The organism is Croceicoccus gelatinilyticus (genome assembly GCF_018398395.1).
Lineage (GTDB): Bacteria > Pseudomonadota > Alphaproteobacteria > Sphingomonadales > Sphingomonadaceae > Croceicoccus > Croceicoccus gelatinilyticus.
This window is the reverse complement of sequence record NZ_JAHCBF010000005.1, coordinates 130,769-142,656: the sequence shown is the minus strand read 5'-3', so window position 1 is coordinate 142,656 and position 11,888 is coordinate 130,769. Positions and strand designations below refer to the sequence as shown.

The 11,888-nt window shown below is 64.2% G+C and carries 12 protein-coding genes; 9 read left to right on the top strand and 3 right to left on the bottom strand.

Annotation, left to right across the window (positions count from 1 at the left end; genetic code table 11):
• Positions 1 to 4: 4 nt before the first annotated feature.
• Positions 5 to 667 (bottom strand): hypothetical protein, encoded by a 663-nt coding sequence (locus tag KIH45_RS12025; protein ID WP_213176248.1) that lies wholly within the window; start codon positions 665 to 667, stop codon positions 5 to 7.
• Positions 637 to 1,482, bottom strand: a complete 846-nt coding sequence (gene ypfJ / locus KIH45_RS12020; protein WP_213176247.1) for a KPN_02809 family neutral zinc metallopeptidase — start codon at positions 1,480 to 1,482, stop codon at positions 637 to 639. Before ypfJ ends, KIH45_RS12025 begins: the two co-directional genes overlap by 31 nt.
• Positions 1,483 to 1,543: 61 nt before the next feature.
• On the opposite strand from ypfJ, the gene KIH45_RS12015 reads away from it, so the two are divergent.
• The 6 genes from KIH45_RS12015 (at position 1,544) to KIH45_RS11990 (ending at position 7,010) form a co-directional block, all read left to right on the top strand.
• Positions 1,544 to 2,329: a 3-hydroxybutyrate dehydrogenase gene (locus KIH45_RS12015; protein ID WP_213176246.1), complete on the top strand. Its 786-nt coding sequence runs from the start codon at positions 1,544 to 1,546 to the stop codon at positions 2,327 to 2,329.
• A gap of 45 nt (positions 2,330 to 2,374) precedes the next feature.
• Positions 2,375 to 3,394, top strand: coding sequence for a M28 family peptidase (locus tag KIH45_RS12010; RefSeq protein WP_213176245.1), 1,020 nt, complete (start codon positions 2,375 to 2,377; stop codon positions 3,392 to 3,394).
• Positions 3,395 to 3,464: 70 nt separating this feature from the next.
• Positions 3,465 to 4,949, top strand: coding sequence for an IMP dehydrogenase (gene guaB, locus KIH45_RS12005; RefSeq protein WP_213176244.1), 1,485 nt, complete (start codon positions 3,465 to 3,467; stop codon positions 4,947 to 4,949).
• Entirely contained in the window at positions 4,949 to 5,242 is a 294-nt protein-coding gene (locus KIH45_RS12000; RefSeq protein WP_213176243.1) for a hypothetical protein, read from the top strand. The genes guaB and KIH45_RS12000 overlap by 1 nt, the downstream gene beginning before the upstream one ends.
• Positions 5,243 to 5,246: 4 nt before the next feature.
• On the top strand, positions 5,247 to 6,428 hold the full coding sequence (locus tag KIH45_RS11995; RefSeq protein ID WP_213176242.1) for an RsmB/NOP family class I SAM-dependent RNA methyltransferase: 1,182 nt from the start codon (positions 5,247 to 5,249) through the stop codon (positions 6,426 to 6,428).
• A gap of 72 nt (positions 6,429 to 6,500) precedes the next feature.
• Positions 6,501 to 7,010 carry a tetratricopeptide repeat protein gene (locus tag KIH45_RS11990; protein ID WP_213176241.1) on the top strand — a complete coding sequence of 170 codons (510 nt, stop codon included), beginning with the start codon at positions 6,501 to 6,503 and terminating at the stop codon, positions 7,008 to 7,010.
• 17 nt (positions 7,011 to 7,027) lie between these two features.
• Here the strand turns inward: KIH45_RS11990 and KIH45_RS11985 are convergent, their stop codons facing one another.
• The gene (locus tag KIH45_RS11985; protein WP_213176240.1) at positions 7,028 to 7,510 is read right to left on the bottom strand and encodes an RNA pyrophosphohydrolase; all 483 of its coding nucleotides are present in this window, start codon (positions 7,508 to 7,510) and stop codon (positions 7,028 to 7,030) included.
• 183 nt (positions 7,511 to 7,693) lie between these two features.
• Here KIH45_RS11985 and KIH45_RS11980 point away from each other — a divergent pair, with 183 nt between their 5' ends.
• From KIH45_RS11980 to KIH45_RS11970, 3 genes are read left to right on the top strand one after another with little or no spacing between them, the layout of a single operon-like run.
• Positions 7,694 to 9,634: a 2-oxoacid:acceptor oxidoreductase subunit alpha gene (locus KIH45_RS11980; protein ID WP_213176239.1), complete on the top strand. Its 1,941-nt coding sequence runs from the start codon at positions 7,694 to 7,696 to the stop codon at positions 9,632 to 9,634.
• 12 nt (positions 9,635 to 9,646) lie between these two features.
• Positions 9,647 to 10,681, top strand: coding sequence for a 2-oxoacid:ferredoxin oxidoreductase subunit beta (locus KIH45_RS11975; protein WP_213176238.1), 1,035 nt, complete (start codon positions 9,647 to 9,649; stop codon positions 10,679 to 10,681).
• A 6-nt stretch (positions 10,682 to 10,687) separates the two neighbouring features.
• Positions 10,688 to 11,794: an NADH:flavin oxidoreductase gene (locus KIH45_RS11970; RefSeq protein WP_213176237.1), complete on the top strand. Its 1,107-nt coding sequence runs from the start codon at positions 10,688 to 10,690 to the stop codon at positions 11,792 to 11,794.
• Positions 11,795 to 11,888: the final 94 nt, after the last annotated feature.

Below are 11,888 nucleotides of genomic sequence, written 5' to 3'. Positions count from 1 at the left end.
CGTCTTAATCGACGTCCTGCACCCGCGGGGTGGACCTGCGTTTCGGAGTGCCGGGGGGCGTTTCGCCTTCCGGCACTTTTTCGCGCACGAAAGGCGCTTCGTAAGTGCCGGGCTCGGGAAATTCGGGCAGGTCCGCGCTGGCCTTGCCGGTTTCAACGTCGACGATGGGCCGCGCCGGATAAGCACAGCCGCGCGCAAGGCCGATGCCTTTCAGGAATCCGCGCCGCACCATTGCGGCGTTGACCATGACGCGCAGGCGGCGTTCCTTGCCTTTCGCACCTGAAATTTCGCGCACGATGCCGCGAAACGGTATGATCCCGCCGACAACCGAACTGGCGATGCGGCCTGCGCTGTTCGCACCTTTCTGAAGATCGGACCGTTCCTGCGGATCGTCGATATCCGCGCCCAGCATCAGGTCGATGTCGGCGATCGCCTGTTCAATGTGATGGCAAGAGGTAAGTCCGCCCGTCGCATAGGGATCGTTCCCGATGTCGAACAAAAGCGGGGGTACGTCTTCGCTATCGATGTTGAGGTCCCGAAGCGGCTGCATCGGGATATCCTCTGCCTTCACGTTCGGATCGACCGGACTTTGCGCGCTGGCCCCCGCAAGCGGGGCGAGGGCGAGCGTCAGCGCGCTCAGCCCCGCAAGTCGGCGAAAGTGTCGCATTGGTCTTCATCTCCGGTACGCAGGCCCTTTTGCAGCCACTGCATGCGCTGCTGGCTGGTGCCATGCGTGAAATTGTCGGGCGAGACACGGCCCTGCGTCAACGCATCGTCGCCGATGGCGCTGGCGGCGCGAAGGCCTTCCTCGATATCGCCCGGTTCGATCAGTTGCGGGTTCTTTGCCGCCCAGACACCGGCATAGCAATCCGCCTGCAGTTCCATGCGGACCTGTAGCTGGTTGGCTTGCGACCGGTTCTGCTGTTGTGCCTGGCGAACCATGTTCGAGGTGCCGGTCAGCGTCTGGATGTGGTGCCCGTATTCGTGACCGATGACATAGGCGCGCGCAAAGTCGCCGCCTGCGCCAAGCTGTTGGTCAAGCTGGTCGTAGAAACTGGTGTCGATGTAGATGCCCTGGTCCGAAGGGCAGTAGAACGGCCCCATCGCCGCCTGAGCCGCGCCGCAGCCCGACTGGCCGCGACCGTCATAGAAATTGAGCGTCGGCTGTTCGAAGCGGATACCGGCCTCTGCGAAAAGCGGTGCCCACGTTTCGTCCAGCGAAGAGAGGGCCGAGCATGTTTCAAGGCTATAGGCGTTGACGTTGCAGCTTTCCTCGACCGTGCGGCCGCTGGCCTGCGGCGAACCACCCTGTGTCTGCTGAACCTGATCGACCACGCCCAATGTCGTCATCGGGTCGATACCGAAGACCACCGCGCCCAAAATGGCGATTACGACAGCGCCGCAACCCAGCTTTCCGCCGGTGCCACCCATGCCGCGCTGGTCACGTACGCGAATATTCTTGGAAAAATCGTTGAGCCGCATCGTTTGCCCTCCATATAGCGGGCATTAGGGCCCCGTCCTGACAATGCGCAAGGAGACGCGAATGTTCCTTTCCGGTAAAACCGCCCTCATCACCGGCTCAACCTCCGGCATCGGCCTTGCCTATGCCAAGGCGCTGGCGGCCGAAGGCGCGAACGTCGTCATCAACGGTTTCGGTGATGCCGACGAGATCGAAAAGGAGAGGAAGGACCTCGCCGAAAAGAGCGGGGCCGAGGCGATCTACATCAACACCGACCTGACCACTGCCGAAGGCTGCGAAGAGCTGATGCAGGGCGCGTTCGAAAAGTTCGGCGCGGTCGATATCCTGATCAATAACGCAGGGATGCAGCACGTTGCTCCGATCGAGGAATTCCCGGTCGACAAGTGGGACAAGATCATCGCGCTGAACCTCGGTTCCTCGTTCCACACCTGCCGTCTTGCCGTTCCCAAGATGAAGGAAAAGGGCTGGGGCCGCATCATCATGACGGCCAGCGCCCATTCACTGACGGCATCGCCCTTCAAGTCGGCATACGTATCGGCCAAGCACGGTCTTGCGGGCCTGACGAAGACTCTCGCGCTGGAACTGGCGCAGGAGAACATCACGGTGAACTGCCTCTCGCCCGGCTATGTCTGGACCCCACTGGTCGAGGATCAGATTCCTGACACCATGAAAGCCCGGAACATGAGCCGCGAGGACGTGATCAACGAAGTCCTGCTGGAGCGCGAACCGACCAAGAAGTTCACGCAGCCCGACGATCTGGCCGCGCTGGCCCTGTTCCTGTGCCGCGACGTTGCCGACAACATCACCGGCACCAATATCTCTGCCGACGGCGGCTGGACTGCTCAATAAGGAAAAGAACGGACTGCGATGGGGGTTAGAGGGTTTTTGCGGGCGATGGCGGTCGGCGCATTTGCGCTGCTGGCCGCCTGTGCCCACGCCCCCGAGCCGCCGCGCGAGGTGCTTCCGGCGCGGGAGCTTTCCCCGCTCGAACAGGCGCTTCATACCCATGTCGCCGAACTCGCCTCCGACCGTTACGGCGGGCGCGAGGTCGGTACCGAGGGCGAGGCGCTGACGCTCGACTACCTTCAGGCGCAACTGGAAGCGGCAGGGCTGGAATCGGGTACGCATGATCCGGGGCACGATTGGCGCAAGCCGTTTTCATTCGAGGGACGGCGCAAGAAGACGGTCCAGACCCATAACATCATCGGCAGGCTTCCCGGTACGGGCCCACGTTTCGGCGCGGTTCTCCTGGTCGCGCATTGGGATCATCTTGGGCAGGGGCGCGAATGCCGTCGCCATCGCGGCGACCGGATCTGCAACGGCGCGATCGATAATGCCAGCGGTCTTGCCATGATGATCGAGATCGCGCGCCAGCTGGCCAAGGGGCCTCGGCCTGTGCGCGACATCTATTTCCTTGCATCCGGCGGGGAAGAGGCAGGGCTGAAAGGCGCATACGATTTCACCGCCGATCCACCGGTGCCGCTCGACAAGTTCGTTGCGGTCTTCAACCTCGATACCGAAGGGCTGTCCCCGCCAAGTTCACCCGCCGTGGTGCTGGCAGGACCGCGCACGGAGGGGCTGATGGAGCTGATCGACAAGACCGCTAACGATACCGGCGTCACCCTTGTCGCACCGAACGAGCGCAATCTGGCTTTCCTGAAACGGCAGGACGGTTGGGCTTTTGCGGTGAACGACGTGCCCGCCGTGATCGTCAGCGCCGCCTTTGCCGACGATGCGCGTTTCGCCGCTTTTCTCGACCGCGACTATCACCGTGCGAGCGATGGGGTGGAGCATGTCGAACTGGGCGCTGCAGCCGACATGGTGGCCTTTCACGTGGCCCTTATCACGCGCGCAGCGAGCCCTGCGACACTGCCCCAGGCACCAAGGGATGAAATTAGCGCAAACGACCCCTAGCGGCGAAGGCGCTTGGTGGTTACATGGGCCGCCACGATTCTCCCTCTCCCCATCTCTATCGGCAGGGCCCATGGCAAAACGTTTTTCCGCTAACGACATTCCCCTCGGCCTGACGTTCGACGACGTCCTGCTGCGGCCTGCGGAAAGCTCGCTCGTCCCCTCGCAGGCGGATACGCGCACCAAGGTCAGCCGCGAGATTTCGCTGAACATCCCGATCATCTCCAGCGCGATGGACACCGTGACCGAAGCGGACATGGCGATCGTCATGGCGCAGATGGGCGGGCTTGGCGTCCTGCACCGCAACCTCACGATCGAGGAACAGTGCGCCGCCGTCCGCCAGGTCAAGCGGTTCGAAAGCGGGATGGTCGTGAACCCGATCACCATAACGCCCGATGCCACGCTGGGCGAGGCGCGCGCGATCATGCAGGCAAACTCGATCTCCGGCATTCCGGTGGTCGAGGCCAGCGGCAAGCTGTGCGGCATCCTCACCAACCGCGACGTGCGCTTTGCCGCCAACGACGCGCAGCCGGTGAAGGAACTGATGACGGCGGACAACCTCGCCACGGTCAGCGCCGGGATCGGTTCGGACGAAGCCCGCCGCCTGCTGCACCAGCGCCGGATCGAAAAGCTGCTGGTGGTGGACGATGCCTACAAGTGCGTCGGCCTCATCACCGTGAAGGACATCGAGAAGGCCGTTCTCTATCCGGATTCGACCAAGGACGGCTCGGGCCGCCTGCGCGTGGCTGCGGCCTCGACCGTGGGTGACAAGGGCTTTGCCCGCACCGAGGCGCTGGTCGATGCCGAAGTCGACATCATCGTCATCGATACCGCCCACGGCCACAATAAGGACGTGGCCCTGTCGGTCGAGCGCGCGAAGAAAATCTCCAGCTCGGTTCAGGTCATCGCCGGCAACGTCGCCACGGCAGAGGCGACGAAGGCCCTGATCGACGCAGGCGCGGACGGCATCAAGGTCGGCATCGGCCCGGGCTCGATCTGCACCACGCGCATCGTCGCAGGCGTCGGGGTGCCGCAGCTTACCGCCGTGATGGAAAGCGCCGAGGAAGCCGAGAAGCACGGCGTTCCGGTAATTGCCGACGGCGGCATCCGCACTTCGGGCGACGCGGCGAAGGCCGTTGCCGCCGGTGCCTCGACGATCATGGTCGGCTCTATGCTGGCCGGAACCGAGGAAGCGCCGGGCGAGACGTTCCTGTATCAGGGCCGCGCCTACAAGTCGTATCGCGGCATGGGCTCTGTCGGTGCGATGGCGCGCGGCAGTGCGGACCGTTATTTCCAGCAGGACGTTAAGGAACAGATGAAGCTCGTGCCCGAGGGTATCGAGGGTCAGGTTCCCTACAAGGGTCCGGCGCGTGACGTGATCCACCAGCTTGTCGGCGGCATCAAGGCGGCGATGGGCTACACCGGCTGCGAAAGCATCGATTCGCTACGCAAGGATGCGCAGTTCGTGCGCATCACGAATGCGGGCCTGCGTGAAAGCCACGTCCACGACGTCGCCATCACGCGCGAGGCGCCCAACTACCCGACTCGCGGCGGTTGATGTCGCGCAAGGCCGGGACGGACCCGGCAAAGCTCGCCACCGACGCCATGTGGCTCTGGGCGGAAAGCTGGTACGTGATCGCCATGCGAAGCTGGATGATCATGGCGGGCGACCCGCGCGCCCAGCGCGAGGCGAACCGCATGGTCGCCGAAAAGGTGCGCGCTGCTGCCGAACTGTCGTTCATGGCGATGACCGGTTCGCTCGGCGTGGGCGACAAGGCGGTCGAACGCACGATCGAACACGTCGGCCGCAAGGTAACGGCAAACCGCCGCCGCCTGTCGAAGGGCAAGTAGAGCCATGCGCCCCGCAGCCCGCGTCCAGGCCGCGATCGAGATCCTTGACCAGATTATCACCGCCGCACGCAACAACGGGGCGAGCGCGGACCGTATCGTTGCAGAGGGGCTGAAGGCGCGCCGCTATGCCGGTTCGAAAGACCGCCGCGCCATCCGCGAGCACATATACGCCGCGATCCGCGCTTGTGGGCCCGTCCCCGAAACAGGCCGCGCGGCGATGCTGCGCCTTGCCGAAATAGAATCTGAAATCGCCGACCTGTTCGACGGGTCGGATTATGGCCCTGCCGCCATCACTGAGGGTGAGCCTATCGCAAAAGGCGGCATCGCGCCCGAATGGCTGGAACGGGCGCTGGCCGATAGCGGCGTTGCGGGCAGGGCGGCCAGCGCGCTGCTCGAACGCGCGCCGCTCGACATCCGCGTCAACACGCTGAAGGCAGATCGCGATACGATCGAACTGCCCGAACAGGGCGATCCGCTCGCCGCGCCGCAGGCCTTGCGCTTTCCGGTCGGCACGCCCGTCGAACGCTGGGATGCCTTTTCCAGCGGCGAGATCGAGGTTCAGGACGGCGGTAGCCAGCTTGCCTGTTCGGTCGTCGAGGCGAAAGCGGGCGAGACCGTTATCGATCTTTGCGCAGGCGCCGGGGGCAAGACCTTGGCACTTGCCGCCCAGATGGCGAACGGCGGGGCGCTGATCGCGGCGGATACCAACCGCGACCGCCTGTCGCGCCTTGCTCCGCGCGCCGAACGTGCGGGAGCCGAGATCGCGCATACCGTGCTGCTCAATCCGGGGCGCGAGATGGACGCGCTGGCGCCGTGGGAAGGCAAGGCCGACGCCGTGCTGGTCGACGCGCCTTGTTCGGGCACCGGCACGTGGCGCCGCAATCCCGAAGCGCGCTGGCGGCTAAGCGAATCGGAAGTGGCGAAATATGCCGCGACGCAGCTGCGAATCATCGAGATCGCGGCCCGGCTCGTGCGTCCCGGCGGGCGTATTGTCTTAGTCACCTGCTCGCTTCTGGATGCCGAAGGGGCACAGGTTCTCGATCTTTTTCTTGCGCGAAATCCGCGATTCTCAGCAGGTAATGTCAAGCTTTCCGCCGGTTCGCCGCGCGGCAAGGGCTGGCGTCTGGCACCCTATGACGATGCCACCGACGGATTTTTCATCGCGCGTATAGATTTGGTCTGGTAGGTTAAGCCCACCATGGCAGTTGTTAACCAACGATATTCCGCTGCCAGTTCTGAACGGACCAGGGAGCTGCTGATGCGCTATACGCCGATCGCCGCCGCGATTTCCCTTTTTGTCGCAGTGAGTGCGAGCAGCAGTTTCGGACAAGCCCCGACGACCACCAACCCGCAGGCCGCAGAGCTTATCGACTCCGGCCGCACCGCGCTTGCCGCGGGCGATCTGGATGCCGCGACAGACCGTTTTGAGGCGGCTTTGGCCATCGACCCCGCCAGCACGCACGCCTATCTTCAGCTTGCCGAAGTCTCTCGTGCAAAGGGGATGCAGGGCCAAGCGATCAAGTATTACCGCGAGGCGCAGGAACGCGATCCCGGCAACCTCGCCGCGATTTCGGGTGAGGGCGCTGCGATGGCCGAAAAGGGCGCCGTCACGCAGGCCGAAGGCAACCTTGCCAAGCTGCAGTCGATGTGCGGCACGAACTGTTCCGAAGCCGCCGAACTGGCCAGCGTAATCGCGCGCGGGCCGCTGCCCAAGGTGAAGTCGGCCGAAGCCGCGCCGACCACGACGGAACCCGCCGCCCGGAATTGAGCGGCGGTCCCGCGCCTTCAAAGGTGAGGGCGGAACAGTTCCAGCACGCGTGCGTAGACGTCCCGCTTGAACGGGATGATCAGGTCCGGCAGCAGGTCGGCCTCGGTCCAGCGATAATCGTTGAACTCGGCCGGATCGTGGACGTTGAGGTCAATGTCGCTTTCCGCGCCGGTGAACCGCATGAGGAACCACGACTGGCGCTGGCCGATGTACTTGCCCTTCCACAGCTTGCCCTTCAGCTCATCGGGCAGGTCGTAAAATAGCTCTTCTTCGGTTCGCGCGATGATTTTCGCCTTGTTGCGGGCGATGCCGGTTTCCTCGTGCAGTTCGCGGTAGGCCGCCTCGACAAGATCTTCGCCCGGATCGACGCCGCCCTGCGGCATCTGCCACCAGTCACCTTCCTTTGTGTCGATCCGCTTGCCCACGAAGACGCGGCTTTGTTCGTTGACGATCATCAGGCCCGCGCAGGGGCGGTAAAGGGCAGGATCTGGTGTCGACATCAAGGGTCCTTGTGCGTTCGGGGGCCGTTGCGGGCCTATGCTGCAGTGCGAAGACAACGCCGTGCGATGCCCGCCTTATCATCCCCAATAGTTTTTCTGAATTGAAACGCGCAAGTTGGAGGCCTAGGTCCCCCCAACGATTTTCGGCTATTCGTGAGCGAAAGCCACTGCAAGGATAAGTGAATGGCGTCCGATAAAACCACCGCCCCAGAGGCTGTCGTCGTCCGGTTCGCGGGCGACTCCGGCGACGGGATGCAGCTGACGGGGGGACAGTTCACGCTGTCGACCGCGCTGGCCGGTAACGATCTGGCGACGTTCCCCGACTTCCCGGCAGAAATCCGCGCGCCGCAGGGCACGCTGTTCGGTGTTTCAGCTTTCCAGATCAACTTCGGTTCGACCGCCATCGAAACCGCGGGCGATGCGCCCGATGTCCTCGTCGCGATGAACCCGGCCGCGCTGAAGGTGAATCTTGCCGCGCTGAAGCCGGGCGGGCTGATCATTGCCGACACGGGCGAATTCACGAAGCGCAACCTCGACAAGGCGAAGTATGACGCCAACCCGCTCGAAGGCGACGGCCTTGCCAAGTGGGACGTGCTGGCCTTCGACATCAGCGAACTGACGCTGGAAGCGGTGAAACCCTTCGGCCTCGGCAAGAAGGAAGCCCTGCGCTGCAAGAACATGTGGACGCTGGGCCTCGCGCTCTGGATGTTCGACCGTCCGCGCGAACCGATCCACGACTGGCTGAAGCAGAAGTTCGCCAAGGCACCTGAACTGGCAGATGCAAACATCGCCGCGCTGGACGCGGGGCACGCCTATGGCGAAACGGCGGAGATTTCCGGCCCGCTCAAGCAGGTCCACGTCGATCCCGTCGCGTCGGAACCGGGCCTCTACCGCACGATCACCGGCGCTGAATCGATCAGTCTCGGCCTTGTTGCAGGTGCCCAGCTTGCCGAACTGCCGATGTTCTTCGGCGGCTATCCGATCACGCCCGCATCCGCGATCCTGCATCACCTCGCGCGCCTGAAGGAATTCGACGTCCAGACCTTCCAGGCCGAGGACGAGATCGCCGCGATCTGTTCGGCGATCGGCGCGTCCTATGCCGGACAGCTTGGCGTCACCTCGTCGTCGGGTCCGGGCATCGCGCTGAAGGGTGAGGCGATGGGCCTTGCCATCATGACCGAGCTTCCGCTCGTCATCGTGAACTCGCAGCGTGGCGGCCCCTCGACGGGCCTTCCGACCAAGACTGAGCAGTCGGACCTCTATCAGGCGATCTACGGCCGCAACGGCGATGCGCCGATGCCGGTCATCGCCGCTCGCAGCCCTGCCGACGCGTTCGAATGCGCGATTGAGGCCTGCCGCATCGCGGTCGAGTACATGACCCCGGTCATGCTGCTGACCGACGGTTACATCGCCAACGCGGCAGAGCCGTGGAAGGTGCCGAACCCGGCCGACTACAGGCCGTTCCCGGCCAAGTTCCTGACCGAAAAGAATGCGAAGAACGCCGAGGGCGAAGACGAGCTTCTTCCCTTCGCGCGTGACGAAAAGGGCGCTCGCCCGTGGATCAAGCCGGGCACGCCGGGCCTGATGCACCGCATCGGCGGTATCGAGAAGGCGCAGGGCACCGGCCACATCGATTACTCGCCCGACAACCACCAGGCGATGACCGATGCCCGCAAGTCGAAGGTCGATGGCGTCGCGAACTCGATCCCCGATCAGGACGTGTGCCTCGGTAACGAGAGCGGCAAGCTCGTCCTCGTCGGTTGGGGTTCGACGTATGGCCCGATCCACCAGGCCGTGCGCCGTGCGCGCAAGCGCGGGCTGGACGTCAGCCACGTTCACGTCCGCAATGTCTGGCCGCTGCCGAAGAACCTTGGCGATCTGCTCAAGGGCTTCGACAAGGTGCTGGTGCCCGAAATGAACGCGGGCCAGTTCAAGACCGTCCTGCGCGACCAGTATCTCGTCGATGCGCAGCCGCTGACCAAGACCAGCGGCCAGCCTTTCGCCATCGCCGAGATCGAGGACGCGATCTGCGACGCCCTTGGCGAACCGCGCCCCAGCCAGATCGGCGGCGAAGTCGATGTCAACGAAACCCAGCTTCCGAGCCCGGAAGCGGCCAATCCTTAAGGTCCGCGAACAATGAACGACATGACCCCCGTGCAGACCACGCTCAAGGACTGGGAAACCGACCAGGAGGTACGCTGGTGCCCCGGTTGCGGTGACTACGCGATCCTCAAGGCGGTGCAGCGCACGCTGCCGCAGCTGAACGCCGATCCGGCCAAGACCGTTTTCGTGTCGGGTATCGGCTGTTCAAGCCGCTTCCCCTATTACGTCGAAAGCTACGGCTTCCACACGATCCACGGCCGCGCGCCCGCGTTCGTGACCGGCATCAAGCTGGCGAACCCGGAACTCGACGTCTGGATGGTGACGGGCGACGGCGACGGGATGTCCATCGGCGGCAACCACACGATGCACATCCTGCGCCGTAACATCGACGTGCAGATCCTGCTGTTCAACAACGAGATCTATGGCCTCACCAAGGGCCAGTATTCGCCGACCAGCCGCCAGGGCACGAAGAGCCCGTCGGCCCCCGGCGGTTCGATCGACCGTCCGGCACAGCCCTGCGCCTTCGCGCTGGGTTCGGGCGCGCGCTTCGTGGCGCGCGGCTTCGACGTGTCGAAGAACCTGCCCGACGTGCTGAAGGCAGCGCACGCCCACCGCGGCGCCGCCTTTGTCGAGATCTTCCAGAACTGCATCGTCTACAACAAGGACGTCTTCAACGACTTCGCCGCGCCCAAGGGTGCGGAGGACCAGCAGCTCTGGCTCGAAGACGGTCAGCCGATGCTTTTCGCCAAGGGCACCAAGGGCCTTGCCCGCGATGTCGAGAACATGACCCTTAAGGTGGTCGATGTCGTCGACGGCGACTGGGAAGGAGCGGGCGTCATGGTTCATGACGTGAAGAACCGCACGCTGGCCCACATGCTGGTGGAATTGCCGTTCGGCCCGTTCCCGATGGCACTCGGCGTGATCTACGATGATCCGCGTCCGGCCTATGATGCTGTTGTCGCAGAGGAAATGTCGAAGGCCCGCACGGCCAAGGCAGGCAACCTCGGTGCGCTGCTTTCCAAGGGCCAGACGTGGACAGTTGACGGGACCGCGCAAGACCCCATCTGACGGGGCATGAGCACACTCTTTTCCCCGTTCACAATCCGGGGCCTGACACTGCCGAACCGCATCGTCATGGCCCCGATGACCCGCAATTTTTCCGACAACGGCGTGCCTACCGCCGAGATGGCGGAATACTATCGCAAGCGCGCCGAAGGCGAGGTCGGGCTGATCCTGTCCGAAGGCACGGTGATCGACCGGCCCGAGGCGCGCAACGATCCGGGCATCCCCTACTTTCACGGCGAAGCCGCATTGGCCGGCTGGAAGAACGTGGTCGACACCGTCCATGCCGCCGGCGGCCTGTTCGCGCCGCAGATCTGGCATACCGGACTTGTCCGCAATCAGTTCCCCGACAAGCCGCGCCCCGGTACACCGGAAGGCCCCTCTGGTCTGTTCAAGCCGGGCGAGCCCTATGGGCAGGCGATGACGCGCAACGACGTGATCGACACCATCGATGCTTACGTCGATGCCTGCCGCGCGGCGGTCGAGATCGGCTGCGACGCGATCGAACTGCACGGCGCACACGGGTACCTCATCGACCAGTTCTTCTGGGACGGCACCAACCAGCGCGACGATGAATGGGGTGGCGCCACGCTGGCCGACCGCAACAGGTTCGCCACCGATGTTGTTTCCGCCGTGCGCAAGGCGATCGGCGATACGCCACTGTTCCTGCGTATCAGCCAGTGGAGCCAGCAGGACTATACCCGCCGCCTTGCCACTACGCCCGACGAACTGGCCGCGTGGACGCAGCCGCTGGTCGATGCAGGCGCGGACATGCTGCACTGTTCGCAGCGCCGTTTCTGGGAGCCGGAGTTCCCCGCGCTTGACGGCGACAAGGGCCTGAACTTCGCAGGCTGGGTCAAGAAGCTGACGGGCGTTCCGACGATCTCGGTCGGCTCGGTCAGCCTGTCGCAGGACTTCTTCGGCGCGTTCGCCGGACAGGAAACCGATGCGACGAGCGATCTGGGCGATCTGGAAGAACGGCTGGACCGCGGCGAGTTCGACCTTATCGCCGTCGGCCGCGCGCTGATCGCGAACCCCGATTGGGCAAAGCGCGTGCGCGAAGGCGAGATCGCCAAGCTTGACGGGTATAAAACCGACATGCTGGGCGAGCTGGTCTGATCCGACCGTCCGCGCGATGAAGAGGGGAGCCTGCCACCTGCAGGCTCCCCTTTTTCTTACCCGTTGCCGCGCGGGCGCTTTGTCTGCATGACGC

Bases quoted from the DNA above. Each gene is read 5' to 3' on its own strand.
- KIH45_RS12025 (WP_213176248.1), bottom strand. From the start codon at position 667: ATGCGACACTTTCGCCGACTTGCGGGGCTGAGCGCGCTGACGCTCGCC.
- KIH45_RS11975 (WP_213176238.1), top strand. From the start codon at position 9,647: ATGAACGACATGACCCCCGTGCAGACCACGCTCAAGGACTGGGAAACC.
- KIH45_RS12000 (WP_213176243.1), top strand. From the start codon at position 4,949: ATGTCGCGCAAGGCCGGGACGGACCCGGCAAAGCTCGCCACCGACGCC.
- KIH45_RS11985 (WP_213176240.1), bottom strand. From the start codon at position 7,510: ATGTCGACACCAGATCCTGCCCTTTACCGCCCCTGCGCGGGCCTGATG.
- KIH45_RS11980 (WP_213176239.1), top strand. From the start codon at position 7,694: ATGGCGTCCGATAAAACCACCGCCCCAGAGGCTGTCGTCGTCCGGTTC.
- ypfJ (WP_213176247.1), bottom strand. From the start codon at position 1,482: ATGCGGCTCAACGATTTTTCCAAGAATATTCGCGTACGTGACCAGCGC.
- KIH45_RS11995 (WP_213176242.1), top strand. From the start codon at position 5,247: ATGCGCCCCGCAGCCCGCGTCCAGGCCGCGATCGAGATCCTTGACCAG.
- KIH45_RS11990 (WP_213176241.1), top strand. From the start codon at position 6,501: ATGCGCTATACGCCGATCGCCGCCGCGATTTCCCTTTTTGTCGCAGTG.
- KIH45_RS12010 (WP_213176245.1), top strand. From the start codon at position 2,375: ATGGCGGTCGGCGCATTTGCGCTGCTGGCCGCCTGTGCCCACGCCCCC.
- KIH45_RS11970 (WP_213176237.1), top strand. From the start codon at position 10,688: ATGAGCACACTCTTTTCCCCGTTCACAATCCGGGGCCTGACACTGCCG.
- KIH45_RS12015 (WP_213176246.1), top strand. From the start codon at position 1,544: ATGTTCCTTTCCGGTAAAACCGCCCTCATCACCGGCTCAACCTCCGGC.
- guaB (WP_213176244.1), top strand. From the start codon at position 3,465: ATGGCAAAACGTTTTTCCGCTAACGACATTCCCCTCGGCCTGACGTTC.